Genomic DNA, 25,217 nt, shown 5'->3' on the forward strand with positions numbered 1-25,217 from the left:
CGTCAGCGACCGAAGTCAGGGAAGAAGTGTGGGGATGGTGATATCGACCGGTTGCCCCGGATGCAGGTTCGGCGCATCCTCCAGTGTCGGTTTGGCCTTGAGCATGAAGACAAGCTTTGCCCGGCTTTGGCTGGAATAAATCACTGGAGGTGTGAATTCCGCAGACGGGGACACATAGGTGATTGTCATGCGAATAGGGTGCCCCATGCCGTCGTATGTGACGATTGCCTCTTGTCCGGTCTGAATTTTCCCGACCTGGGTTTGTGGAACATAGAAACGAACTTCGATGTTCTCCGGGGGCAGGAGAGATACCACAGGTTGCCCGGAACCGATCCATTCTCCTTGTCTGAAGAGGGTGTCAAAAACAAATGCGGATGTCGGTGCAGTGCGAACCTTCTGGTCATAATTCCATAAGGCTTGATCAAGTTTGGCTTCCGCCTGCATGATCTCTGCTTCTGCACCACTGATTTCGTCGCTTCTAGCCCCCAAAGCGGCGGTTTTCAATTCAGAATCAATTTCTCTTACACGCTGTTTCTTTTGATCATAGTCGCTTTTTGTACGGTCCAGTTCTTCTTGTGAAATCGTTTCTTCGGCTATGAGCTTTATGCGTCTGTCATACTCGATTTTGGCAAGTCTGGCAGAAGCCTTGGCCTGTCGGAGTCGGGCCTGTATGGAGGCTATTTCAGATGGTCGCCGACCTTTTTGCAGGTTGGCGAGGTTGTCTTGTGCCCGTTGCAGGGTATGTCGTGCTTCTTCCACCGCAGCTTTCTCAAAATTCCTTTCAAGGGCAAAAAGCGGGGCGTCCTGTACGACTGATTGACCTCGGGCCACGGAAAGCTCACTCAGTGTGCCCCCGATGGGAGAGGACACAAGAATGTATTCGCCTTCTACATACCCCTGAAAGACGTTGTTCGCATCATTGGAGCAGGCCGTCGTGAATAACAGCAGGCAAAAAGAAACGAGTAAGAGTAGTTTATTCATTATGATTCACCCGTTGTTGATATATAGTAATAGTTAGACCTGTTTGAGAAAAATAACAATAGGGTGCGAGATTCTTGCAGAGGATACGAGGTGGGGCGAATTTGGAAATAGGGGTGTCATATAATTACATTGATGTTGTGGTTTGCATGGCAATATAAACATGATATCGTGCTAATAGTAATCATTTTTAGACGGAGAGAGCGTATGAGCAACAGACGTGTATTTTTGAAATCGGCTTTGGCTTTGGCTGCAGGACTTTCCCTTGGTGTTGGTAAGGCTGCTGCTGAGACCGGACCATTTCCCTCTGGTGTGGTCTATACTGCCGATGATCCGGGGATGTGGGCAGGTAAGGTGAAAACGCACCTGCCACAGGTCAACGTCATGGACGGCAAGGTCACTGTTGAAACCATGCATCCGCAAAGCCAGAAACATTTTATCGTGCGGCATACAGTGGTCGGCATGGACGGCAAAGTCGTCGGGACCCAGGTCTTTTCGCCTGATAAGGAACCTAAATCCAGCTATGAGATCACGAAAAGGGGCGAGTACTACGCCACGAGTTTCTGTAACCTGCATGATTTTTGGGTGACCAAGTTTACTGTTTAACCTGGTTGAAGGTCGTGAAAAGCCCACAGAGCAGGTTTCTTTGTGGGCTTTTTTTATACAAGGCGTGGCTAGGGCTTTTCATATAATCACTTCTTGTATCTTTTTTTGAGGCGGAATACAGGTCGTGAATGGTGGGATGCAAAAAAAGGAAGCCCGTAAAATCATTTTGATTCTACGGGCTTCCGTTTCATTCGTGGTAGCGAGGAGAGGAAAACGTACTCTCCGGGGTTTCGGAAGTTGTTTCGCATGGTGTTTTAGAGAACAATTTTAACAGGTTGTCGAGGTCGCTCTCTTCGACAACCTGTTTGCGTTTGTAGCCGTAACTTGGAGCAGTGGTCAAGGCTCCAAGACGAGATTTTGGAGAGGTTGGCAAGAAAAGTACAAAGTCGTATAGTACATGATATCAAAGGAGTTTCGACATTGTTTTGGAAATCTCTTGCCAACACCACTACCGAGAAATACTTGGACTTAAAAGAGCGTCTCTTCGACTTTGTGGCAGACCACCCGGTATTTTTCATTTCAGTCCCCATCTGGATATTTCTCTGGATGTTCATCATCGCACCTATGCCCACTGCGGCTGGATATATATGGCTTCCCGCTTATGCTCTCGCCTTGTTGTTGTCGTTGGTGTTTGTCTTAATGGGTGTCCTGAGGGCTGTTGCCGTCTTCGTATGGACAGGGGTGGTAGCTTTGCTCTTAATTATCGGCATTGCTACCCCGTTGAGCATAATTTTTGCGGTAACTGACAACTACTATATCGGAGTGGATGTAAACACGCCTTCGGGCCTCAAAAGTTGCACGAGCATGGTGCAATTAAAGGATTCAGGCCTCAAGGTGTGGGCTCTCAATCCTTATTCTCGCCAGCCAAAAGTCAAAGGCGAGGCCGTCTATTGCGATCTTGGGGATGGGAAGAATCTTGTGGCTCTTCTAAGTTTCCAAGGAGATCACTATGGATTGCACATGCTACATGATCTACCTTGGCGTGCGGCGGGCCATCGAGTGAATCATAAGGAAAAATACCAGCCGTTTATCAATGGACGCCATGATCTTATTGGTGATCTCACTCCCATTTTAGTGACATTTTCCGACACCAACGATCGTAATTCGATGACAGAAGTCTCCCCCGATTCAATGTCCACTGTTTACGGGGAGGGGTTTACCATAAGTCGAATTTGGGTCGAGATGACTGATGATCCATATCTGAGTAGTGGTATTAAAGAACATCTTCCGTGGGTGAAAGGCAGCTTTGGGGGGATGGACGCTTATCAACCCTTCAAGTCAATCGGAATTCATAATATCAGCCAGCCGTTTATTAGAGGTTCTCGCCAGCGATCAAGCCGGAGTAGTCTATCTAGAGTGTACCCTTGATGGACAGGTGGCCGGGTACATGAAATCAACATCCCCGGCGTGGAAATAGGGTTCCGAACAAATTGTTTGACACTGTGTTCGTCAAGGTCTAAGAGTCTTGATCAACACAAGGAGAACAAATGGAACCACATTTCGCATACATCCGAGTCAGCAGCACCGACCAAAACGAGAGCAGGCAGCTTGAAGGCGTCGAGGTCCAAAAGACCTTCATCGATAGATGCAGCGGCAAGGACACCGAACGACCAGAACTGCAACGGGCATTGGAGCATCTGCGTGAGGGCGACACTCTCCATGTCCATTCCATCGACAGGCTTGCACGGAACCTCCAAGACCTCCAATCCATCGTGGAAGGGCTGAACGAACGCGGCGTCACCGTCAAGTTCCACACCGAGAATCTGACCTTCACCGGAGACGAGAGTCCGATGCAGAAACTCATGTTCCAGATGATGGGCGCATTCGCGCAATTCGAACGCTCTCTGATCAAGGAACGGCAGCGCGAAGGCATCGAGGCTGCCAAGAAGAGAGGGGTCTACAAGGGGCGCAAACCAGCCCTCACTCCGGAGCAGGTCGAAGAGGTCAAGAATAGGGTCGTTCAGGGCGCGAATAAGGCGTCTTTGGCTCGTGAACTGGGCGTGAGTCGGCAAACGATCTACGCGGCCTTGAGAGCGAACTGAGGGCGACGAGAGAGGGTACTTGGCGACGCCTGTCATGTGGCGTAGAAGTTGTTTCCCCCTTGTCTAGGTAGATGTACTGTATATCGGCACATTGCCTATAGCCCCATGTATGAGACTCCAATGACACCAATGACATCCAGCACATCCGGTGGTTTCCGGCTTTCCCTCAGTAAGAGGATCATCGGTGGGGCAGACCTCACCAAGAAAAGCCTCAGGAAAAAGCCCTCGACATCCACGACACCGAAGAAGACAGCGACACCGAAAACAAAGACTCCGACCTTTTCCCGCAGGAGCCGGAATAATCTCATCAAGGCCGTTAACAGTCTCTCTGAACTGCCGCAGTACTTCGTGACCCTGAGCTACCCCGATGGCGTCAGCGATGATCCCAAGGCATGGAAAAGTGATCTGGACAATCTCAACAGACGTCTGAGACACCACTACCCGGAATCGTGGTGGATGTGGCGCATCGAACCACAGTCCAAGACAGGCAAGCCGCACTACCACATCGTCGGCTCAACCAACGTGACCATGGAGCGGATCGAGTTCTGGCGATGGCTTCACGACAAGTGGTGCAAGATCGTCGGACTCGACCCCAAGAAGGCCCAGTTCGCAACACGGGTGAATCGGGTGAAGGATGGTGAAGGCAGGCTCGAAAGATATTTCTGCAAGGTGGAGGGCAGCAGCTACGGCGCATACCGGCAAGGCTGGACCGACCTCACCAATCGATGGGGCAAAGTGAATGCGGTGAAAATCCCGTTCGAAGACCTCGATACCTACGAGGTCGGTCCGGTGACGCTGGAGAAGGTCAAGGAGTTGGTCCTCGGCAGCATCCAGACTCAGGTGGGCGAGTTGCAGGACAAACTCGACGGCATGGGCCAGTTCACCGCATACAAGGATCGCCACAAGATGGAGAGGGTTATCAGGAACAAGAAGCAGCACATGTACGACATCCGCTATACAGGAGACTTCTTCAGCATCCTCGATCCCGACCACATCAACCTGATCCGACAGACGCTACGAGATCGGCGCAAAGCTGGAACGATTCATCGGTAACATGGACGCCATCAGGTTTCGCAGGTATGGGAATAGCTGGCACAGGGATTCAACCGTCGTTCATGAGGAGTAACCATGGCATTGATAGTGGTCGCAGTCTTTTTCCACTTCATACTCATGCAGGTATTGTACGGGTACACCGAGCCGTATTTCTATAAGTTCGTTTCCGGTGAGGAGAAGGCAAGAACGCATGCGTCTAGACGGATCAACCTGCGGAGAGCATCGACAATAACAGATTTGGATTTCTTCATGACGTACATCCCGGTGCTGCATTTCTTCGCATGGATGAAATTCAACAGGTGGCTGTCGAATCAACTGTTCAACAGCGACTTGTACTCATTGAGGATGACTCTCTTTGGCCCTGTCTACTACCCCTATTTTGCCCTCAAGCTGTCGATGGAGAGCAGTAGAGGTTGAGTGTTGCTTGATCCCGATCCCGACTTATTCCGTGCTTTTTCCCGCACTGATTTTTTCGACGGTACCGTCAGTCTGAACGCTCCTCGGCGACAGCACGTTTGCACTGGAGATACCATAAAGTTGCCTCTTTTTTCCCACCCAACGTTTTTTCGCGATAAGCGCATGGCTCTAGACTTCCCGGCTGCAAGGAGAGGCAAAGTGAGGCCATTCTGACATCGTGGATGGCTACCCCTCCCTGTCAAAAGTAGGGCAAGAGTAGTGCGCTCAGAGGTGTTGGGAAAATTTTCGGAGGGGTGGTTTTTGGCGTAATCGGCTGAATCCTCAATGTAGGACTGAACAATCTTGAAATCCTGCATGTTGGTAGGCTGCATTTCAGGGTGTTAATTGCGCCCCCCGATAGGCTGAAAAGTACATATTGATGGGCTGAACCCGCTCAATATGTACTTTCCTCGTTCATCCGCAGTACTTGGACTTCTTGAGGTGCTCGAGTTCTACCGCGAATTCCAGTTTGCTGGCGATGTGTTGGTAGAGCTTCTTGGCAGCGTGTCTCTCGGCATAGTAGTCGTAGGTCATAGAATAACCACCTGAGGAATGGCCGTGAAATTCTTCGGCCATGCGATCATCGAATCCCATGTGTTTGCATATACTGGCAAGGGTTGAACGGAAGCTGTGGAACACCTTGCGGCGTTTCGGATTTTGTGGCTTGAGTCCCCATTTTCCCTTGCGTGCGGAGAACCAGTCGCTTGCCTTCTTCCCATATTTCAACTGCTCGGTGCCGTCAGGCTTCTTGATTGAGACTGGCGGCAGATCAGGAAACAGGCGTGCTTCGCCTTTTTGACGAAGCCGTTCCACATATTGGGGAAATCTCAAGTCTTCCGTCAGGAACGGCCACAGTGGGATGGGGCGGACACTGGATTCGGTCTTGGTGTCCTGTCCTTCGCCTTCGTCGGTGACCATGATGTACCAGACGCCCTCGTGACAGCGAACATCGTCGAGATTCAACTGGGCAAGCTCTTCGATCCGTGCGCCGGTGGCGAGGCCGAGAATGGGCATCCAGAACTGGTATGGCTTGGTCCAACTGTCGGCCACATACTGCTGGCAATGGAATATCGTGTGCAGGTCGTCAGGTGTGAATGGCTCCGTTGCCGCTCTCTTCTTCTTGGTGATCTTGAATTTGCGTCTGGTGACGTTGGGGACGACCTTGTAGCCCTGATCCTCGCACCAGTTGAAGAAGGTTCCGGTGTTGACCATATAGTTCTTGATCGTGGCACCGGAGACGCGATCTTCCTCGGGTACATCGTGAGTCAGAATCTGTTCCAAAGTCATATGATTGTAAGGTTTTTTGTTGCGCCTCGGGAGTTCTTTCAGTTTGGCAACATACTTCCTCATGGCATCATGGTCGACCTGAGACACCGGGATGTCTCCGAGGATGGCGGGTAGCAATTCGGCTACCGTTTTGTACTCCTTGTATGACGTAGCTTTTCACTGGTCATTCCCCTCAAGGAATGCGGTCAATGCCACAGAGAGGAGAGGGCCAGTGGGGGCTGGCTGTGGTGCCGTGGTATGTTCGAAGGGGAGCTTCCGGAAGTATTCTTTTTCGTAGTCATAATCACCCTGATCACGATGCTTATAGATGCGCCACATCTGGATGTCTCTTTTCAGAACTTCCCGGAGTAGCTTCTTGTAAAGGAATGAGTCTGGCTCTACATCCAGTTCCGCCCAATGGGTGAATTCCTCGGTACTGCCATCGGAAATGCTGTAGCTTCCACGTGCCAGAGCTTTTTGCAGCTTGGCGATGATTTCATCATGGAAATCTGAGGAGAAGTTGAGAAAGGGCGAATCAACCCTGAAATACTCATCTCGATCAAGGTGAGTCTTCATGTTTTCTGTCAGGAGTCGCTGTAGCTCGTCGTCGCTCAAGTGTTTCATGGTTCCGGCACGTACCTTGTTGAAATATTCCCATGCAGTGGATGCCAAGAGTCGAGTCTTGGCCTTGGCTTCTCGCAGGTAACACGTGCGAAGGGAGTAGCAGAGTTCGTGTCGGTTGAAAACTACTCGGAGATCAGCAGGGACGGCCAACCGGAAGTAGTAGACCGACCCTCGGCGCATGATGTTGGCGGGGAGGTGGCTTCGGGGCATGATCTGGGTCTCCTCACTGTCCCGACACCGGAGTCACTTGGTACACCGATTTGGTACAGTTCGCGAAAGTTCTTCCGAGCCCCATGAAAACCCAAAAAGGAAGCCCGTAAAATCATTTTGATTCTACGGGCTTCCAGTTTCATTCGTGGTAGCGAGGAGAGGACTTGAACCTCCGACTCTACGGATATGAGCCGTATGCTCTAACCAACTGAGCTACCTCGCCACGTTTGTTTCGCCGAAGCGGAAACAGTCTATAGACCGTCTTTTTGGCCTTGGCAAGTGGAAAATGGCACTTAAAGTAAATTTTTGGAACTAGTTACAAAAAAAGTAGAATTAAAGGGGCGAGTACAAGCCTGTAAACAGCAAAGGGGCGTAGGGTTAATTTGCCCAATAAAATAATAAATACTTTCACAGCCAGCCATGCAGAAATGAATGAAACAAAGAATCCAATGGCAAGAAACAGGATATCATTGTTTGAGAACAGTTGGTAGTTCTTCATGAGATCATACCCGGTTGCGGCAAACATGATGGGAACTGCCGCAATAAAGGAGTATTCGGCGGCAACGGTTCTTTTTGCTCCCAAGATCATGCCGCCCATGATTGTGGCTGCAGATCTGGAAAACCCGGGCCACAGGGCAAGGCATTGGAAGCAACCTATTCCCAGTGCCAGCTTCGGGGTTATCTCGTCCAGCGATAGGGTTGTTTCATGCTTTTCTTTGCCTTCCACGATAAAAATGAGTACCGCACCTACTGCGAGAGCAATGGCTACGGTTTTGGGGCCGAACAGGTACTGTTTGATATAGCTGTGTGTCAGCAGTCCGATGACCGAGGCGGGGAGTGATGTGAGAAAAAGCAGCCACAGCCCATAGACGCCACTGAATTTTTTGTTCGCATCGGGAAACAGAAGCCCGATGAAGCGGTCCCAGTACAACAGGACGACTGCGAGGATTGCTCCGAGCTGTATGACTATTTCGAAGGTTTCAGCCCGTGGTCCAGTAAAATCCAGCAGGTATCCCGTAATGATGAGATGTCCTGTGCTGGAGATAGGGAGGAATTCTGTCAGGCCTTCCACAATGCCGAGAATGATCGCAACGTACCAGGGTGCCATTTATGCCTCTACATGATAAATTTGAGAATACGACAATGAATTGGGGCCTAGCGCAACTAACCGTGTCTTGCAACCCCTTGGAAGCTGGTGTATTTCTCTTTGTCTGAACAGGAAATACTACTTAGGAGAGACTCATGACAACTATCATGCCTCAGGGCGAGTTGACTCGCAAAGCCGTCGCATGGATTTGCGAGATGCAGGAAAGCAAGCCGGATACTCAACTGGCGGTGCTGCTTGAAGAGGCTGCAGTCCGTTTCAATCTGAGTCCAAAGGAAGTCGAAGCTCTTCAACATTTCTACAAAGAAAAACAGGACTAGGCACTGACGTTGAAAATCCTGCACCGACAGATATTCATGGAGTTGTGCAAGCTCTTTGGCTTGACGATTTCCTGCCTGCTTGGGCTTATCCTTGTGGGAAGGATGTTGCAACTCCGAAGCCTGTTTCTTTCTCAGGACATCGGTTTTTTCAATATTCTTCAGTTGTTTTTCTTTCTGACGCCGTTTTTTATGCTGCTGATCACGCCCATTGCGACCATGCTGAGCGTGTTCCTGACATTTCTCCGCATGAGCACCGACAATGAGCTTATCGCGCTCAAAGCGAGTGGTGTCAGCTTGTATCGTATGCTGCCGGCTCCGTTGCTTTTTTGCACGGCATGCACGCTCTTCACGTTTTTCATTTCTTTCTGGGGCCTGGCTTGGGGGATGGATATGTTCAAGACCAACCTCTATTATTTTGCCAAGACTCATTCTAAATTTGCGTTACAACCAGGCGTGTTCAATAAGGAATTTCCAAATGTCACCTTCTATGCCCATCAGGTGGACAACGAGAAGGGAGAGCTGAAATTTGCGTTTGTTCGCGATGAATCCATCAAGGGAACGTCGGTAGTGGTGGTTGCCCCGGAAGCGCAGATTGTTTCCACCCCCCAGTTGGCTGAGATCAAAATTATCTTTAAAAACGGCAAGATTTTTCGTGAAAGTGGCGAAGAATTGAATGTCCTCAAATTTGGCTCGTATTCCATCAAGCTCGATCTGGGCAAACTGCTGATGGGGTTCAATTTCAGTGAGGACAAGGCCAAGGACATGCCGTTTTCCCGGTTGGCCGCCATTCGTGATGATCCCAACTTGGTGCCAAACCAGCGGCCCAGGTTTCATCGTAAGGTCGATACCGAGTATTTTAAGCGCCTGACGCTTCCTTTCGGGTGCATTATTCTCGGCATGTTTGCCATTCCCATTGCCTATGTGTTCAGGGGGTTGAAGCAGCAATATGGTCTTCTTTTGTCCATGGGGCTTTTTCTGGTGTATTATACCATGTTCTCCATTGGGGTAAGCATGGGAGAGGCCGGTTCAATCCCTCCCATATACGGTCTGTGGGCACCCAACGCAGTCTATGTATTCGTGGCCCTGGTCGGGATGCGGTATGCCAATAAGGAAAGCACGCCCACGGTGGTACAGTGGCTTCTCCATTTACGATACGGCAGGGGAGCCAAGGCATGAGAAATTTCCTCGGCATAGGCGTTCTAAGTCGTTATCTCATACGGCAGAATCTGTATCTCATGGCCATCTGTCTGGCCGTGGGAACCTGCATATATCTGCTGTCCGACATTTTTGATCGTCTGGATGAATTCATCAAGGCCGGGCTGGGTGTCGAAACGATCCTATTCTATTTTATTGTTAAAATTCCGCTGATTGTATCACAGTTGATGCCTGCGATTTTCCTTTTGGCCATGGTCATTCAGATGGGGGTGCTTTCTCGAACACGAGAACTGCTCGCACTGCGTGCCGGTGGCGTGTCGTATGTCTGGTTCATCCGGTTTTTTGTTGTCTACGCTCTGTTCTGGAGCGGGGGACAGTTGGTTTTTTCTCAATTTCTGGGTGTCTTTGGCGAGTATGAAGCCAATCGAATCTGGAAGGAGGATGTCCGCAAGAAACAGCTCGATGACATGGTCATCAGGGATCTCTGGTTTCGTGACGGTCCGTTTATTGTCATGGCTAAAGAAGCGCATCCGGCGAAAAGCCGGGCCAGCGATATCACTGTGTATGAATTCACGACGGACAATCAGGACCTCATCCGTATCCTGACGGCAAAGAAAGCCCTTATCGATGATCATGGCTGGGGGCTGCTGGATGTCCATGAACTGGATACGCGCACCTTCATTTCCGTGAGTAGAATGTCACAGTTCCTTTCGGTGCGTCAGAATCTCAAGGCGTATGCTGCAGTGGAACTCAAGGGAGACAAGGCGCAACTGCCGCTGCTTGAGCTCTCAAAGGCAATCGACAGGCTGGAGGAATCCGGTTCGAATGTCGAGATATTACGAACCGTTTGGCACGGAAAGCTCTCGTACGCCTTTTCCATGGTGATCATGGCGTTACTGGCTCTGGCACTGGTTACAGTGTCAGAGAATCTCTATGCCAATATAGGCATGTCCCTCATATTGATCTTTGTTCAATACGGCATGCATGTAGTGGGGGCTACAGCGGGCGAGAAGGGGGTGCTGCCGCCTATCATTGCCGCATGGCTGGGCAATGGCATCATAGGAGGACTTGCAAGCTTGCGCCTGGCATGGGTGTCCATGCCAGGGTTCCGCATCATGATCAAACAGTCCGTTCGTGACTTGATTCCAAGTAGGGGCTGATTACAACTGCGCGAATTCGCACAGGAGATTCCAGAGCTTTTCCTCGCCTTTTCCGGTTTTACTCGAAAAAAGTACCGGCGCTCTGTCCTGCTGGAGGATTTCCTGCCACTGGCTTTGTAATTTGGCCAACTCTCGTTGTTTGGGCTTATCCGCTTTGGTCAGGACCGGAATGACCGGAATACCCAGACTGCGGAGGTATGATGTGAGTTCAAGGTCGAGTTTCTGTGGTGAAAGACGTGAATCCAGGAGTACGGCTACAGCCTTGAGCTGTGGGTTGTCGCGCATATAGGCCTCGATGAGCTTGGCCCATTTGGCGCGTTCCGTCTTGGAGCATTTGGCGTAGCCATAGCCCGGCAGATCAACAAGGAAGTATCCGTCCGGATTGACCTTATAGTAGTTAAGGCTCCGAGTTTTTCCTGGCTTGGAACTGATTTTAGCCAGTTTTTTTTGGCCTGCCAGTCGGTTTACCAGTGAAGACTTGCCAACGTTGGAACGGCCGGCGAGGGCAATCTGTGCCTCGCTAAAGTCTTCAAGCTGCTTGATTTCGTATATTGTTTTGACTAACTCAATGGTTCGGTTCATAAAGAAATATCGCTTTTGCAAATGGTTTGTGTTCTTGCCTACTGTTCCTTCTTTTATTGGGATGAGTCAAGAAGTGAGAGTGGAAAATCCATTGGCATAACAAGGAAAGGGTCATGGCTACATTGAACATTCTGATATTGAACGGCCCCAACCTGGGGCATATCGGCAAACGGCAGCCCGAAATTTATGGTTCGCAGACCATGGACGACATGCCCGAACTTCTGGCCCAGGTAATGGGGGACAAGGCCGCAGGGATTGCTGTGAGTCATTTTCAGTCCAATTCAGAAGGGGCTCTCATTGATCGGTTGGAAAAGGCAAGGGAAGAAGGCGTGGACGGTGTTGTTTTCAATGCCGGAGCGTATACTCACACAAGTCTGGCCATTGCCGATTGTCTGGCTTGGATAGAGGTTCCCTGTGTCGAAGTGCATATCAGCAATATCTGGGCGCGCACCGATCAGCCGCTGCGGCAACAGTCCATAATGGGCGAAAGGTGCATCGGCGTCATTGCCGGATTCGGCATTCTGAGTTATGCCCTCGGTGTTCAGGCGTTGTATGAACGCTTGGCTGGATAGAGTTTAGCCTGTGAAGACCGAAGTGATTCGGTAAACTTTTTTGGAGAAAACATGATATCGACCAAAGATTTCAGGACCGGCCTGAAAATTGAGATAGATGGAAAGCCTTTTGAAATTGTTGAATTTCAGCACTTCAAGCCTGGCAAGGGTGGGGCCATGATCCGCACCAAACTGCGTCAGATGAAAACCGGCCAAATGCTGGATAAGACTTTCCGTTCCGGTGAAAAAGTGAAAAAGCCGGACATGGCCGTTACTGAGATGCAGTACATCTATAAAGATGGAACCGATTTTGTGTTCATGGATCTCGAAACCTACGAGCAGATGAATGTTCCCGGAGAAAACGTTGGTGATAAAGGCGGCTACATCAAGGAAGGGGACACGGTAAAAGTGCTCTTGTACAACGGCGAGTTGATCGGCGTCGACCTTGGTGCCAACGTCAGCCTGACTGTGAGCCAGACCGACCCGGGCGTGCAGGGTGATCGCGTATCCAACGCGACCAAGCCGGCCACGCTGGAAACCGGTCTCAAAATCAATGTCCCGCTTTTCATCAATGAAGGCGACCTGATCAAGGTGGACACCCGTAGCGGGGAATATCTTGGGCGCGAATAAAGCTGACTTGCAAATCGCCAGTAAAATTGCATAAAAAGGTCGTGGGCAGCTTGCTGTTCAGGACCTTTTTTCATAAAGTGGAGCTACATGGTGAAACGTCGAAATACTGTGATGCAAAATCTTCAGAAAGGGCGCGGCAACGAGTTTGTCGGGTTGTTTTTCCTTTTTCTGTCTGCATTCCTTTTTCTGAGCGTCTTTTCTTTCAGCCCTGGCGACCCGAGCTTTAATCAGGCCGTCACCCCCGGTGTGGTACAGAATGTTGTCGGCCGTGCTGGATCATATACTGCGGGCTTTTTGGTTTCCATGTTTGGTATTGGAGCCATATTCTGGCCTTTGTATTTTCTGTACCTCGGACTTGCTCGGTTCGTCCCCAGTCTGGGATTGTCTCTGACCAGATGGCTGGGCATCATAGGGCTGTTCATCTCTTTCGAAGCATGGGCCATGCACCCATGGATTTCAAACGTTCCTGATGGGGCGTATGGCCTCATCGGCAGCGGTTTTCTGGGACGTGACATCATTACCCGGTTTACTTTGCCGTACCTTCGTCCGGTTGGAACCTTTCTTTTGTGGTTGTTTGTCACCATCGTTTCTCTGCAGGGAGTTCTTGGTTTTACCTGGGCCTCCGTGTGGAAGTTCGTTGTTCAGTATTGGAATAAACTGTACGAAATAGCGCTGGCTTACCAAGAGAAGCGGGCGCTGCACAGGGCTGATAAAAAAGAAAAAAAGGCTACAGTCGAAGAGGCTGTGCCTGAAAAGGATTTGGGCCTGGAATTCATCGACTTGGGAGAAGAGCCGCCTCCACCGCCAAAACCGAAGGCGGTCAAACCAAAGCCGATTAAGAAGGCCAAAAGCAAGGTTCCAGTAAAAAGCGGCGATTTGCCGAGCACTGAATTGCTCTCTCCTCCTGCCGAGCAGATGACAAGTCAGACTGCGGAAGTGCTACAGCCACTTGCCGATCGTCTCAAGGAATGTCTTAATGATTTCAAAATTCAGGGTGAGATTCAGCGTGTGGTGCCCGGCCCGGTGGTCACCATGTTCGAGTTCAAGCCAGCCCCTGGAATCAAGGTCAGTAAAATAGAAAACCTGACTGATGATATTGCGTTGGCTCTGCGTGCCGAATCAGTACGTATCGAGGCCCCGATTCCTGGTAAAGACAGTGTGGGTATTGAAATACCCAATATTGACCGTGAAATGGTCTTTTTGCGCGAAGTCATTGAGTCCAAGGAGTTCAATTCGTCCAAATCTCCGCTGACACTGGCTCTTGGCAAGGACATCCATGGTCAAACCAAAGCGGCTGATCTGGCCAAGATGCCTCATCTTCTCGTGGCCGGCGCTACGGGCGCGGGTAAATCTGTCGGAATCAACGGGTTCCTGTTGAGTCTGCTCTATAAGGCTGGCCCGGAAGAGGTGAAACTGCTTCTTGTCGATCCCAAGCGGATTGAATTGGCCCCGTATTCCGAGTTGCCGCATTTGGTTCATCCTGTAGTCACAGATATGAATCTGGCAAAGAGTGCTCTTGAGTGGGCTGTCTTTGAGATGGATTGTCGGTACAAGAAAATGGCCACACTTGGTGTGCGTAATATCGAAGGCTATAACAAGAAAGTCGCCGAGATGGGTGACACGCCTCCCGAAGAATTCGCGAACATGAAGCCCATGCCGTACCTCGTTATCATTATTGACGAACTTGCTGATTTGATGATGACGGCTGCCAAAGAAGTAGAGCAATGTATTGTGCGTCTGGCGCAGTTGGCTCGTGCGGCAGGAATCCATATGATCCTGGCCACCCAGCGTCCCAGCGTGGATGTTGTTACCGGCATTATCAAGGCGAACTTTCCTACCCGTATATCCTTTTTTGTGACGTCAAAATTCGACTCCCGCACTATTCTTGATGGCGTGGGTGCGGAACGTCTGCTTGGTAAAGGCGATATGCTTTTCAAGCCCAGTGGCGGCAAGCTCAAGCGGATGCACGGTGCGTACGTGGATGAGACGGAAATTGCGCATGTTGTTGATTTTTGGAAGAACGCCATTCCCCAGGAATTTGAACTTGATTTTTCCGAATGGAAGCAGAGTTCAAGCGGTAACGGTACTTCCGGTGGGGTCGCTGAAACCGATGACCCGGTGTATGATGAAGCGGTACAGTTTGTGCTTTCACAAGGCAAGGCGTCCATTTCATTGTTGCAGAGACGGCTCAGAATCGGATTTAATCGTGCGGCCAGATTTATCGAACAAATGGAAATGGACGGCATCCTCGGTCCGCAGGAAGGAAGTAAGCCGCGCAAGGTTATTAAGCCTGAATAATTGGAGAAATTATATGTCTAGAGTGTTTTTTGGAGTTCTTGCATTGGTATTCGTCCTGGCGTTGCCTTTGGCATCCCTGGCTGCTGAATCGGTTTCTCCTGATGATCTGCCGGATTTGATTCAACAACGATATGAGTCCCTTAAAACGTTTAAGGCCGACTTCGAACAGGAGTTGACCAATGTTGCCAGTGGTGAAGTAGAGACTCGAACCGGAACAATCTGGTTCAAGCAACCTTCACAGGTGCGGTGGGAAACTGTTTCGCCTGAAAAGGAATTGCTTGTGGTTGGTCCGGATGTTGCCTGGAACTATATTGAGGACGAAGAGTTGGCCATCAAGTATAGCGTGGCGACACTCCTTGATTCCAAGACGATTCTCCGTTTTATCTCCGGTCAGGCAAACATCAAGGAAGACTTCGTGGTTCAGACCGAATGGCAGGGCGCTGATGACGTAAGGGCAAAGTGGGGCAAGGGATTCACTGTGCTCAAGCTCATCCCCAAGGAAGCGGAACCTGGTATGGTCCTGGCTTTTGTCGGCGTAGAACCGGAGACCGGTCTCCTTCGACAGGTTATGATTGTTGATTTTTACGGCAACGGCAATGAGTTACGTTTGTCTGATGTGTCGTTGAATGTCGACCTTGGTTCCGAGATGTTTACCTTTGTTCCTCCCAAGGGAACACAGGTGGAAGACAACACCCAATAAACGTCTAGGTGAGGCGGACGGCCTTTTTCAGGGCCTGTACTTCCTCTTTCGTCAATTCACGCCAGGTCCCTCGCTTGAGATTTCCCAAAGCGATGGGACCTTGCTTTATACGGCTCAAGCGAAGGATGGTTAATCCCAACTCATCGCACATACGCCGGATTTGTCGATTGATACCCTGAATCAGCGTAATCTCGATCTGCTGTGTTCCTGCCACCGGTTTCTTTAGCTGAACCTTGGCCGGTGCAAGCTTGTCGCCTTCCTGCAGGGTCATCCCCTTACGCATGGTTTCGACTGCACTGTCAGGAACAGTTCCACGAATGGTCACAGTATAGACTTTTGGCAGGTGATATTTAGGATGAGTCAGGCGATAACAAAGGTCACCGTCTGTCGTTAGCAGCAATAAACCTTCAGAGTAAAAGTCTAGACGTCCTACAGGAAAAGGTCGCAACCGTTTGATATCATTTGGAAGAAGATCAAGGACAGTTTGACGTCCTTGTGGGTCTTTTGCCGTAGTAACCGTTTCCACCGGTTTGTGGAGAATAAGTGTGATTTCCTTGTCCGCACCGGGGAGGGCCAACGGTTTACCGTTTACGGCCACGGCATCAACTCCGGGATTGACTTTGATGCCAGGAGAATCAGCCAACTCACCGTTGATGGTGACTCTGCCGTCAAAGACGAGCTCGTCGGCGCCGCGGCGTGATGCGACGCCGCATTGGGCGATGTATTTGTTCAGTCTGATCAGTTTTTGTGCGTCATTGTTCATGCAGAGGTTCTAGACGCGAATGGTCTTGGTGGCAAGCTGGAAACTGGTCACAACGTCGAGCATATTGGTCACCTGGCCTACTTCACGTTGCCCGGTCAGTCCAAAGTGCTCCAGACAGGTGCCGCAAACAAGGATGGATACGCCGCTTTCTTCGAGCTTTTTTAACTCGTCCAGGCACTTGTTGTCTGAGATAGCTAATTTGACACCGCCGTTGAGCATCACAATTCGCCACAGCTCGTCGCCCAGTTCCTTCAACGTCACCAGGAAATTATACATGAGGCTGGCTCCGAGTGCGTCATCGCCGACACCAATAGTGTCGGTGGCAATGAAGACCAATATTTTTTGTTTATCCACGTCTGCAAGCTCATTGTCCGTCATCACTGCGCACTCTTTGCATTCTCCAGCATTCTCTTTATGTCCGGTTACGACGAAGTCGGCATCTTTCTCTTCAGCTTTCACCTCGTAGCCATGAACTGTCAGAAAGCGTGAAACGTTTTCTTTTGCGGCTTCATTATCAACGGTAACGGCAATTTGTTCCGGGGAAAAATCTTCAATTGATTCTTTGCATTTGAGGACCGGCTGGGGGCAGGGGAGCCCTTTGCATTCGAGTGTGATTTCAGACATATGTACTCCTTGATTCAAAAAATCTCATCACAGTTGTGACCATTAGGTCAAATAGATATATGCTATTTCCCAATTGGTTGCTAATGAACATTCCAATGAATTTCTTTTCTTGCTCTTCATGGCCCGAGATTATAGAAAATGTAAAAATCGAAATATATTATGAAAATACCCATTGATCCTCTCAAGTTTATTCCCTTGGTTACCGGCATTTTTACGCTTTGGACCAAGACCATGCGTTTCGAAATGCAAGGTGAGTTTCAGTCTCTTATTGATTGTAATAAAAAAAGAAAGCCTGTGATCCTTGCTGCGTGGCATGGAGAGTTGTTCTCAATAGCTGGAGGACAAAATCAGGTGGACCTCAGATTTGCGGTGATGGTCAGCCAAAGTAAAGATGGTGAATTTATTGCCAGGATTATCGAGCGGCTTGGACATCATACGGTTCGAGGATCAAGCTCCAGAGGTGGAGTCCGGGCCTTGATACAGGCCAAGAAAATGATGGAAAAAGATAATGATGTCGTTGTGGTAACTATGGATGGTCCTCGTGGTCCACGCCATAAAGTCAAGGATGGTATCATTTATTTGGCCCAGAAAACCGGGGCCTTGATTTTTCCTGTCAGAGTATTTCCTGAGAAAACTAAAGTTTTTGAGAAATCATGGGATCGTTTTGAGTTGCCATACCCGTTTACCCGCACACCAATATATATTGGTGAAGGGATGGCAGTCACCGACGAGAAGCTTGATAAAGAAGTGTTGAAACGTGAGAAGAAGCGCCTTGAAGAACGGATGCAAGCATTGAAGCCTATTAAGAGGTAAAAAAAGGACGCCGAAGCGTCCTTTTTTTATTCTAATCGACTTTTTTTCTTGCCGTTCCATCTTTGTAGAAGGGCAGGATTGTCTTTTTTGCGTCCAGCTCGACTCGCGCTGTTTTGATCGTAAATGCATCTTTGTCGGCATATTCCGCTCGAACGTAAGCCAGGGCAATGCAGCACCCAAGACTCGGGGCAAACGAGCCACTTGTGACGACACCGACTTTCTCCCCATCAAGGTATACTTCATCATGATGCCGTGCTGTGCGACGGCCTTCGATGGTAAGGGGGATGAGAGATTCCTTTACCTCGGCCAATCCTGATTTGCCGATGTAGTCGCTTTCCTTTTTCAGGAAGAAGTCGGCCCCTGCTTCTTTGGGGGTGTGTCCTTCGTCCAGATCCTGACCATAGAGAGGATAGCCGATTTCAAGCCTGAGCGTGTCTCTGGCACCGAGACCGATAGGTTCGACCCTTTCGTCAGCTGCTAATTTTTCCCATATTTCAAGGGCCTTGTCAGCCGGAAGATAGAGTTCATATCCGAGCTCACCTGTGTATCCGGTACGGCTGATGATCATGCGAAAACCCGCTTGATCTATCTCTTCAAAATTGAAGTATTTTAAATGATTCCAGTCGGAACCCATCAGTGAATTCAGCACTTCGAGGCTTTCAGGTCCCTGGACATCGATTTTGGCGGTTTCGTCGCTGACATCCGTGAACTCAAGTCCATCCGAAAGGTTGTTCTTGATATGGGAAAAATCCTTTTCTCGGCAGGCACCGTTGACCACGAGCATATAGCTGTCTTCGGCCAGACAATAAATAATGAGGTCATCGTTGATACCGCCTGTTTCATTGAGCAGGAAACCGTAGCGGCATTTTCCTGGGGTCAAGGTGTTCAAGTCGTGGCTGACGACAGTATTTAAGGCGTCTTTTGCTCCAGCACCGGACAAGGTAAATTCACCCATGTGCGAGATGTCAAAAATCCCCGCTTTTTCACGGGTATGTTTGTGTTCAACAATAATCCCCTTGTATTGAACCGGCATGTCGAATCCGGCGAAAGGGGCCATTTTGGCACCAGCCTCGTGGTGCCAACCCGTCAATGGGGTGGTGGCTAAGGTTTCCAATGATATCTCCTTTGGAATGTCTAAAACGGACCAGGGGGAGCGTCACTCGAGACTCGGGATTTTCTGATTGAGCGGAACTCGTCGAGTAACATAACCAGTTGCTGGTACGATTTTTTAATTTCACGACCATAAGTCGAGAGTTGCTTCTCGTCCTTATTCACATAACTTCTCAATAGGTAAGAGTCGGAAATAACGTCATTACCTATTATCAAGACTTTAACGACAAGTTTGTCGAAATAGTTAACAATTTCAAATTTTAACTCGCTAAGAATCTCAGTCATCAATTCAAGCATGCGATGATAGGAGATGGTTTCTCCCTTGTACTTGCGTTGTCTGATATCTTCCAGAATCCGAACTTTGCGTGCCTGTTGGATCTGACCGTACCTGGACCAGACCTCCTGATGCAATTCATAATGTTCATTGAAAATATCGTAGTTGTCCGGTGCCAGAAGATACCCGTCCAATACGCGAACAATCTGCGAGTAATAGTCATCAGAGTAGTCAACGATGCGGTGCATGTGTTTGGAGAGCCACATGAACAGGACTTTAAGCCGGTTTTCGTGGGTCTCAGTGCTGCTGATGACCTCTGTGCGCTTGTAATTGACAGGGACACGATATTCGCCGCGAACGATGTCGTTGAGGCGCAGAATCATGTTCTTTACGTTTTGAATAATATTCAACGAATCGTTGATTCGTCCTGTAATGGGATGCATTATTTCTTGCTTGAGTACAGATAATGCCCTGTCTTCACGGACGTTTTTGGGGCTGTAATCGTGCTGCTGATAGGTCACACGCAGAATAACGATCCGTTTTTTATCATCAATGAAAAAGCCTTGTTCTTTCAATACTTCAATGAGTTCCGTCTGGTTTTCATTGACTTGAACAAGTGCAGTCTTTTCAATCTTCGGATATTTTCTCAATCGGCGCGGCGCGTCTTCCGGAGGCGACATCATGGTGGTAATTGTTCTGTCGCTTTGTCCAAGAACACGGACGATAAAGCGTTCGTGTTGCCTGAGGAGGCGAATGGCGAACATGGCCGAAGAGGTACGCCGTTCAGAGACAATGGGGAACCCATGTAATTCCATCATGAACTGGTATACGAACAGCCGATTGCATTCATACATGAGGCTGTTGCCCGGTTTGAACTTACCGATTTTCAAACCGAATTGCTTGAGTTCACTGTCAAGATTGGAAGGCAGTGAAGAATATATCCCCTGCAGCGTGAACTGGCCTGTGGAGTCGTGGGCCAGGACGTGCGCTCGTTCCAGCTCCATCAGAAACGGCAGCATGCGAGGGTAGTTCTGCATGGCACAGATGTTTTGATTTTCAAATTCTTCTAGAAAATCGGCGTGATACCGCTTCGGCAATCTGCTCTGATATGTGCGAAGATTGGTTGCGGTCACATTATCTTCAACTGTGCAGCTAGCTTCTACCAGCATTTCTTCCCAGTCGGAAAGAGAGTGCAGGGCGTCATACTGAAATATTTCCTGGAAAGAATTGAGCTGTCGCTCGAAGGCCACCATGGTGAAGCCTGGCAGGGCCTTGTATTCGTAAAGATCGACTTCAAAGGAAGGAAGGAGCTCTCGTGCTTCGACGATGGGATAATCCGCAACTTCGAAGTACGGCTTTAAGAGACAGTATTTGATGTGGTTGTAGTCGATGAATTCTTTCAGCTCTTCAAGGGTCGTCAGCTTGGGCGGGACAGATTGATCGGTTCCGGAATCATGAAAGCCTGGCGCTTTGCTGAATGCTTTTTCCCACATAAAATAACTGCCGTTTTTCGGTCTTCCTTAACCGAGATGATTCTCGTTTGTAGATGTAAGTTTATCCTATACACATATTTGTAGAAAAACAATATATTGAGCTGGAATTTAAAGTTATTCCGGATTATGCAATCGTATGTGTCAAACTTTCAATAATCCTAGTCTGTTCATAGAACAATACTCCTGAATTATTGACACTCTATGCTCATGTGGTTAGGCTCACTCACTTGTTTGAGAGAGTTCCGTTAATCTGATGGTGTCCCGGTGAGGAGTGTCATGAAGAAAAAGGATCAGTGCCCCAGAGCAAAGATAAATGAACAATATTGTTCTTGTACCTATAGCTGTGACAAGCACGGTATCTGTTGTGAATGTCTGCACTACCATAGGCAACGGGGTGAGATTCCAGCATGTTATTTCACCACGGAAGAAGAGAAGACATACAACAGGTCTGTTGAATTTTTCATCCAGCGTCGGTCATAATTATCGTGTTTTTTTGGGAAGGCGGCATTGTGTCGCCTTTTTTTTGAGGAGGGCACATGACGCATTTTGATCCAGAGGCCATCATGGATGGTCTGTTGGAGTATGTGGGCAAGGCCGGTGATATCGTCAAGGATGCTTCCACAAAAACCAAGAAGATTACGCACAAGGGGCGGATCGACCTGGTTACGGAAACAGATCTGGCTGTAGAACTCATGCTCAAGGAAGGATTGGCAAAGCTGTTGCCGGGCTCTGATTTTCTGGCCGAAGAAACAGCCAACAGCACGACGCCGGGTGAATTGACGTGGATCATAGACCCGGTCGACGGCACGACCAACTTTGCGCATGGAGTGCCGTTCGTCGCGAATTCCATAGCCCTCTGGCATGAGGGGCGTGTGGTGCTCGGAGTTGTCAACCTTCCTCTTTTAGGCGAGACATTTCGCGCCATCGAAGGACGTGGCGCCTTCATGAACGACAACCCCATTTCCGTGACGGATGTGACATCCATGGAAAAATCCCTGCTGGCCACAGGGTTCCCCTATGCCATCGATGCGCATCTGGACGATATACTCAAGCATTTCAAGCGGATTTTGCCCTTGACTCAGGGGATTCGCAGACCGGGCGCCGCAGCGCTTGATCTTGCCTATGTTGCCTGTGGGCGGTACGAGGGATTTTTCGAGGCTGCCCTCAATCCGTGGGATACGGCGGCAGGACTGCTGCTCGTTCATGAAGCTGGCGGAACGGTTAGTGAATATGACACTGCAACTCCATACGCATTTGGTTCACGAACCATTCTTGCGACAAACGGTGGCATACACGCAGAATTGAGCGTGTTGCTCTGCGAAGACTAGATTTCGGACAGCAGGCCTGATTCCCAGAGAATAACCAGGTTTGGTGTAAGGAGTTCCTTGAACTCCTTGATAAGACAGGTGAGTTCTTCCTGTGAGTAATAGTATCCCTCAGCCACCGTGTCCTTATTGGGGATTATGGGCTGGGTATTCTTGTGCACGGCATAGATGCTGACATGCTCAAACCCGGTTTCAGGGCTGGGCGGGAATTCTTTGATAAGAAGCGGGTGTTCTACAGTGATATCCAGTTCGTTCTTGAGAGCACGAATGGCGGCATCAAAGGTAGCTTCTCCGGCAATTGGATGTGTACGGGCTGAAATATCCCAGCGTCCCGGGAAGAACTGCTTGTTACTGTTCCTTTTTTGCAGGTAGATTTTCTTGTCAGGACTCGTGACTATGACTTGGACGGACCGATGCATCAACAGTTGGCGGTGTACGACTCTTTTGGGGAGAACGGCCAGAGGGCGATTCTGTTGGTCGATGACTTCCACATTGTGACCGTCATCAGTGTCTTCAATAGCTTTTTTGTTGAATATCATGCCATGGTTCCCATAATGTTTTGATTTGGCTGCAAAGAACGTATACACTCATTATCTGCGCATATCCAGTGCACTGTGAGAAGAAATAAGGTGTTCAAATGATTTACGAACCTCGTGAACTCGGTGAAGCCGACATTGAGGATCTCATAGAGCTTGAAAGAGCCTGTTTCAATTATCATTGGACCCGAGAGCAGTTCCTGTTGGGGTTGAACAGGAAAGCATTCAAGATACTTGGCATCAAAACAGCTGCCGGGCTTGTTGGATATATGGCCTTTTCTCTTATTGAAGATGAAATGGAAATATTGAATTTGGGTGTGCGTTCCGACTACAGGCGGCATGGATTGGCTGCACGGTTGTTGCAAAAAAGCTTTGATATCTGTGTCGAATCTGGAATTAGAAAGAGTTTTCTTGATGTAAAGGCGAGCAATGAGCCTGCGTTGGCTCTGTATCGCAAGTTTGGCTACAAGCAGATCGGTGTGCGGAAAAAATACTACCCGGACACCAAGGAAGATGCTTTATTGTTCAGGCATGATTTCCCCAAGGACTCCTAACTACTTGTGAGGATTGATTTATGTTGTTTATTGATCAGGTTGATATCAGTGGCAAGAAGTTGCTCTTTCGGGTGGATTTCAATGTCCCTCTGGAGAATGGTGTCATCACCGATGACAATCGAATTCAGGCTGCTGTTCCGACATTGAAATATGCTTTGGAGAAAGGGGCTTCGATTATATTGTGCGCTCACTTGGGCAAACCCAAGGGAAAAGTTGTCCCCGGACTTTCGCTTGCTCCGGTTGCTAAAAGAACAGGTGAGCTGTTGGGGCTGGATGTCGTTTTGGTTGAAGGGGTGCTGGGAGATGCCGCAGTACAAGCTGCCGATGCTTTGCTACCCGGCCAGGTTATCATGTTGGATAACCTTCGCTTCAACCCTGAAGAGACCGGCAAGACTGTTGAAGAGCGGGGGGATTTCGGCAAGAAACTCGCCTCGTTGGCTGAGATCTATGTGAATGATGCCTTTGGTGTCGCACATCGTGAGAATGCTTCCGTTGTGGACGTCCCCAAGTATGTCCAGACAAGTTGTGGTGGATTCCTTCTCAAAAAGGAGCAGGAATTCCTAGGCGATGCGCTCAATGATCCCAGACGTCCCTATGTCTGTGTGTCCGGCGGTGCCAAAGTTTCCACCAAATTGGGGATTTTAAATAATCTTCTCGGGAAAGTGGACGACATTATCATTGGTGGCGCAATGGCCAACACCTTTATGCTTGCCAAGGGGTACGAGGTCGGCAAATCCCTGGTGGAGGTTGATTTGGTGGACGACGCCAAGTCGATTATCAAAAAGGCTGAATCCATGGGGTCAACACTTCACCTGCCGGTGGACTATCTGTACGCTGCTGCACCGGATGCACAGGCGGCAGAAGGTGTGTGCGCGGCCGATGCGATCCCGTCGGATTCCATGGTGTTGGACATCGGTCCTGAAACAATTGAAAATTTCACGGCAGTTCTTGAACGTTCAAAGACGATTGTTTGGAACGGGCCAATGGGGATGTTTGAAACCGAAGCATTTGCCAAAGGCTCTCTGGCTGTTTGTGAGGCCATAGCTGGCCTTGATGACGCGCTGAGCATCGTTGGTGGCGGTGATACCGACGCAGTGGTGCATCTGATGCATCTGGCAGATAAATTCAGCTTTATTTCCACAGGTGGTGGATCCTTCCTCCAATTTCTGGAGGGCAAGGAGTTGCCCGCTTTCAAGGCTTTAAAGGAGTACTCAAACAAATGAAAAAATTAATGGCTGCCAACTGGAAGATGTTCAAGACCTGGGATGATGCCAAAACCACGGCTGAAGAACTGGTCTCGTTGACTGCATCCAATCTGCCCGAAGACAGGGAAGTTTTGATTTTTCCGCCGTTTACAGCCCTCAAGGGCGTTGCTGAGGCCATGGCTTCTGAAGGGTTCTCTGCGGGTGGTCAGGACTATTACATAGAAGAAGAGGGTGCTTTTACAGGCGAAATATCCCCTAAGATGCTCATGGATGTAGGAGCGACCTACGGTTTGACCGGTCACTCCGAACGTCGTCACGTGCTCGGCGAAAATGATGAGTATATCGGTCAGAAGACTGCATATGGCCTTGAAGCGGGACTTAATGTCGTCTTCTGCATAGGTGAGAAGATTGACGAACGTAAAGCCGGCAAGGTAGAGGAAGTCCTTGAGCGCCAGATTCGTGTTGGCCTGAAGGGTGTTCCGACTGATATTGCACCTGAAAAATTGAGTGTTGCCTATGAACCCGTGTGGGCTATTGGCACAGGTGAAGTGGCCGGACCGGAAGAAATTGTGGCTGCTCATACTTTTACTCGGAAAACACTTATTTCGATCTTTGGTGAAAAAGCCAATGAAATGAGGATATTATATGGCGGCAGTGTCAAGCCTGGCAATTGTAGTGATATTATTGCTCTTGACAATGTTGACGGAGTATTGGTAGGAGGCGCGAGCTTGCTGAGTGAAAGCTTTTCTCAGATCGTTTTGGCCTGATGAAGCGAGCAGATAAA

28 protein-coding genes and 1 tRNA gene are annotated in these 25,217 nt (G+C 49.3%); 18 read left to right on the forward strand and 11 right to left on the reverse strand.

Annotation, left to right across the window (positions count from 1 at the left end; genetic code table 11):
* Positions 1–15: 15 nt before the first annotated feature.
* Complete coding sequence (locus tag SRBAKS_RS01900) at positions 16–981, reverse strand: HlyD family secretion protein (protein ID WP_229593043.1); 966 nt, start codon at positions 979–981, stop codon at positions 16–18.
* Positions 982–1,185: 204 nt separating this feature from the next.
* On the opposite strand from SRBAKS_RS01900, the gene SRBAKS_RS01905 reads away from it, so the two are divergent.
* The 5 genes from SRBAKS_RS01905 (at position 1,186) to SRBAKS_RS01925 (ending at position 5,096) form a co-directional block, all read left to right on the forward strand.
* The gene (locus tag SRBAKS_RS01905; protein ID WP_229593045.1) at positions 1,186–1,584 is read left to right on the forward strand and encodes a desulfoferrodoxin family protein; all 399 of its coding nucleotides are present in this window, start codon (positions 1,186–1,188) and stop codon (positions 1,582–1,584) included.
* Positions 1,585–1,950: 366 nt separating this feature from the next.
* Positions 1,951–2,952 (forward strand): hypothetical protein, encoded by a 1,002-nt coding sequence (locus SRBAKS_RS01910; protein ID WP_229593047.1) that lies wholly within the window; start codon positions 1,951–1,953, stop codon positions 2,950–2,952.
* A 119-nt stretch (positions 2,953–3,071) separates the two neighbouring features.
* Positions 3,072–3,626 carry a recombinase family protein gene (locus SRBAKS_RS01915; RefSeq protein ID WP_229593049.1) on the forward strand — a complete coding sequence of 185 codons (555 nt, stop codon included), beginning with the start codon at positions 3,072–3,074 and terminating at the stop codon, positions 3,624–3,626.
* A gap of 120 nt (positions 3,627–3,746) precedes the next feature.
* Entirely contained in the window at positions 3,747–4,679 is a 933-nt protein-coding gene (locus tag SRBAKS_RS01920) for a rolling circle replication-associated protein (RefSeq protein ID WP_229593052.1), read from the forward strand.
* A gap of 75 nt (positions 4,680–4,754) precedes the next feature.
* Entirely contained in the window at positions 4,755–5,096 is a 342-nt protein-coding gene (locus tag SRBAKS_RS01925) for a hypothetical protein (protein ID WP_229593054.1), read from the forward strand.
* Between the two features lie 453 nt (positions 5,097–5,549).
* Here the strand turns inward: SRBAKS_RS01925 and SRBAKS_RS01930 are convergent, their stop codons facing one another.
* The 4 genes from SRBAKS_RS01930 to SRBAKS_RS01945 all read right to left on the reverse strand — a co-directional run bounded on the left by SRBAKS_RS01930 (position 5,550) and on the right by SRBAKS_RS01945 (position 8,343).
* Positions 5,550–6,509, reverse strand: coding sequence for a site-specific integrase (locus tag SRBAKS_RS01930; RefSeq protein ID WP_229593056.1), 960 nt, complete (start codon positions 6,507–6,509; stop codon positions 5,550–5,552).
* Positions 6,510–6,578: 69 nt separating this feature from the next.
* The gene (locus SRBAKS_RS01935; protein ID WP_229593058.1) at positions 6,579–7,235 is read right to left on the reverse strand and encodes a DUF6538 domain-containing protein; all 657 of its coding nucleotides are present in this window, start codon (positions 7,233–7,235) and stop codon (positions 6,579–6,581) included.
* Between the two features lie 146 nt (positions 7,236–7,381).
* Positions 7,382–7,458, reverse strand: a tRNA-Met gene (locus SRBAKS_RS01940).
* 93 nt (positions 7,459–7,551) lie between these two features.
* A complete protein-coding gene (locus SRBAKS_RS01945) occupies positions 7,552–8,343 on the reverse strand; it encodes an undecaprenyl-diphosphate phosphatase (protein ID WP_229593060.1) in 792 nt (263 codons plus the stop codon).
* Between the two features lie 134 nt (positions 8,344–8,477).
* Here SRBAKS_RS01945 and SRBAKS_RS01950 point away from each other — a divergent pair, with 134 nt between their 5' ends.
* From SRBAKS_RS01950 to SRBAKS_RS01960, 3 genes are read left to right on the forward strand one after another with little or no spacing between them, the layout of a single operon-like run.
* Positions 8,478–8,660 (forward strand): hypothetical protein, encoded by a 183-nt coding sequence (locus tag SRBAKS_RS01950; RefSeq protein ID WP_229593063.1) that lies wholly within the window; start codon positions 8,478–8,480, stop codon positions 8,658–8,660.
* Between the two features lie 9 nt (positions 8,661–8,669).
* On the forward strand, positions 8,670–9,836 hold the full coding sequence (gene lptF, locus SRBAKS_RS01955; protein ID WP_229593065.1) for an LPS export ABC transporter permease LptF: 1,167 nt from the start codon (positions 8,670–8,672) through the stop codon (positions 9,834–9,836).
* Positions 9,833–10,975 (forward strand): LptF/LptG family permease, encoded by a 1,143-nt coding sequence (locus SRBAKS_RS01960; protein ID WP_229593068.1) that lies wholly within the window; start codon positions 9,833–9,835, stop codon positions 10,973–10,975. Before lptF ends, SRBAKS_RS01960 begins: the two co-directional genes overlap by 4 nt.
* Here the strand turns inward: SRBAKS_RS01960 and yihA are convergent, their stop codons facing one another.
* Entirely contained in the window at positions 10,976–11,557 is a 582-nt protein-coding gene (gene yihA / locus SRBAKS_RS01965) for a ribosome biogenesis GTP-binding protein YihA/YsxC (RefSeq protein ID WP_229593070.1), read from the reverse strand.
* 113 nt (positions 11,558–11,670) lie between these two features.
* On the opposite strand from yihA, the gene SRBAKS_RS01970 reads away from it, so the two are divergent.
* The 4 genes from SRBAKS_RS01970 (at position 11,671) to lolA (ending at position 15,736) form a co-directional block, all read left to right on the forward strand.
* Complete coding sequence (locus SRBAKS_RS01970) at positions 11,671–12,129, forward strand: type II 3-dehydroquinate dehydratase (RefSeq protein WP_229593072.1); 459 nt, start codon at positions 11,671–11,673, stop codon at positions 12,127–12,129.
* A 51-nt stretch (positions 12,130–12,180) separates the two neighbouring features.
* Complete coding sequence (efp, locus tag SRBAKS_RS01975; protein ID WP_229593075.1) at positions 12,181–12,738, forward strand: elongation factor P; 558 nt, start codon at positions 12,181–12,183, stop codon at positions 12,736–12,738.
* 87 nt (positions 12,739–12,825) lie between these two features.
* Entirely contained in the window at positions 12,826–15,036 is a 2,211-nt protein-coding gene (locus SRBAKS_RS01980; protein ID WP_229593077.1) for a DNA translocase FtsK, read from the forward strand.
* A gap of 13 nt (positions 15,037–15,049) precedes the next feature.
* A complete protein-coding gene (gene lolA / locus SRBAKS_RS01985; RefSeq protein ID WP_229593079.1) occupies positions 15,050–15,736 on the forward strand; it encodes an outer membrane lipoprotein periplasmic chaperone LolA in 687 nt (228 codons plus the stop codon).
* 4 nt (positions 15,737–15,740) lie between these two features.
* Here the strand turns inward: lolA and SRBAKS_RS01990 are convergent, their stop codons facing one another.
* Positions 15,741–16,499, reverse strand: coding sequence for a pseudouridine synthase (locus tag SRBAKS_RS01990; protein ID WP_229593081.1), 759 nt, complete (start codon positions 16,497–16,499; stop codon positions 15,741–15,743).
* A gap of 9 nt (positions 16,500–16,508) precedes the next feature.
* Positions 16,509–17,123, reverse strand: a complete 615-nt coding sequence (gene yedF / locus SRBAKS_RS01995) for a sulfurtransferase-like selenium metabolism protein YedF (protein WP_229593083.1) — start codon at positions 17,121–17,123, stop codon at positions 16,509–16,511.
* 159 nt (positions 17,124–17,282) lie between these two features.
* On the opposite strand from yedF, the gene SRBAKS_RS02000 reads away from it, so the two are divergent.
* A complete protein-coding gene (locus SRBAKS_RS02000) occupies positions 17,283–17,936 on the forward strand; it encodes a lysophospholipid acyltransferase family protein (protein ID WP_229593086.1) in 654 nt (217 codons plus the stop codon).
* 31 nt (positions 17,937–17,967) lie between these two features.
* Here the strand turns inward: SRBAKS_RS02000 and gcvT are convergent, their stop codons facing one another.
* Together gcvT and SRBAKS_RS02010 are read right to left on the reverse strand one after the other, a co-directional pair.
* Positions 17,968–19,050 (reverse strand): glycine cleavage system aminomethyltransferase GcvT, encoded by a 1,083-nt coding sequence (gene gcvT, locus SRBAKS_RS02005; protein ID WP_229593088.1) that lies wholly within the window; start codon positions 19,048–19,050, stop codon positions 17,968–17,970.
* A 20-nt stretch (positions 19,051–19,070) separates the two neighbouring features.
* Positions 19,071–20,813, reverse strand: coding sequence for a hypothetical protein (locus SRBAKS_RS02010; protein ID WP_229593090.1), 1,743 nt, complete (start codon positions 20,811–20,813; stop codon positions 19,071–19,073).
* A gap of 276 nt (positions 20,814–21,089) precedes the next feature.
* Between SRBAKS_RS02010 and SRBAKS_RS02015 the strand changes: the two genes are divergently transcribed.
* Positions 21,090–21,293, forward strand: a complete 204-nt coding sequence (locus SRBAKS_RS02015; RefSeq protein WP_229593092.1) for a DUF6485 family protein — start codon at positions 21,090–21,092, stop codon at positions 21,291–21,293.
* A 56-nt stretch (positions 21,294–21,349) separates the two neighbouring features.
* A complete protein-coding gene (locus tag SRBAKS_RS02020; RefSeq protein WP_229593094.1) occupies positions 21,350–22,141 on the forward strand; it encodes an inositol monophosphatase family protein in 792 nt (263 codons plus the stop codon).
* Here SRBAKS_RS02020 and SRBAKS_RS02025 read toward each other — a convergent pair.
* Complete coding sequence (locus SRBAKS_RS02025) at positions 22,138–22,677, reverse strand: NUDIX hydrolase (protein ID WP_229593096.1); 540 nt, start codon at positions 22,675–22,677, stop codon at positions 22,138–22,140. The two genes, SRBAKS_RS02020 and SRBAKS_RS02025, sit on opposite strands and share 4 nt — an antisense overlap.
* 98 nt (positions 22,678–22,775) lie before the next feature.
* On the opposite strand from SRBAKS_RS02025, the gene rimI reads away from it, so the two are divergent.
* Genes rimI through tpiA form a run of 3 tightly spaced genes read left to right on the forward strand, consistent with a single transcriptional unit; the run spans position 22,776 to position 25,200 of the window.
* On the forward strand, positions 22,776–23,228 hold the full coding sequence (gene rimI, locus SRBAKS_RS02030; RefSeq protein WP_229593098.1) for a ribosomal protein S18-alanine N-acetyltransferase: 453 nt from the start codon (positions 22,776–22,778) through the stop codon (positions 23,226–23,228).
* Positions 23,229–23,248: 20 nt separating this feature from the next.
* Complete coding sequence (locus tag SRBAKS_RS02035) at positions 23,249–24,451, forward strand: phosphoglycerate kinase (RefSeq protein ID WP_229593100.1); 1,203 nt, start codon at positions 23,249–23,251, stop codon at positions 24,449–24,451.
* Positions 24,448–25,200 (forward strand): triose-phosphate isomerase, encoded by a 753-nt coding sequence (gene tpiA / locus SRBAKS_RS02040; protein ID WP_229593102.1) that lies wholly within the window; start codon positions 24,448–24,450, stop codon positions 25,198–25,200. The genes SRBAKS_RS02035 and tpiA overlap by 4 nt, the downstream gene beginning before the upstream one ends.
* Positions 25,201–25,217 lie beyond the last annotated feature (17 nt).

Source organism: Pseudodesulfovibrio sediminis, from assembly GCF_020886695.1.
Taxonomy (GTDB): Bacteria; Desulfobacterota; Desulfovibrionia; order Desulfovibrionales; family Desulfovibrionaceae; genus Pseudodesulfovibrio; species Pseudodesulfovibrio sediminis.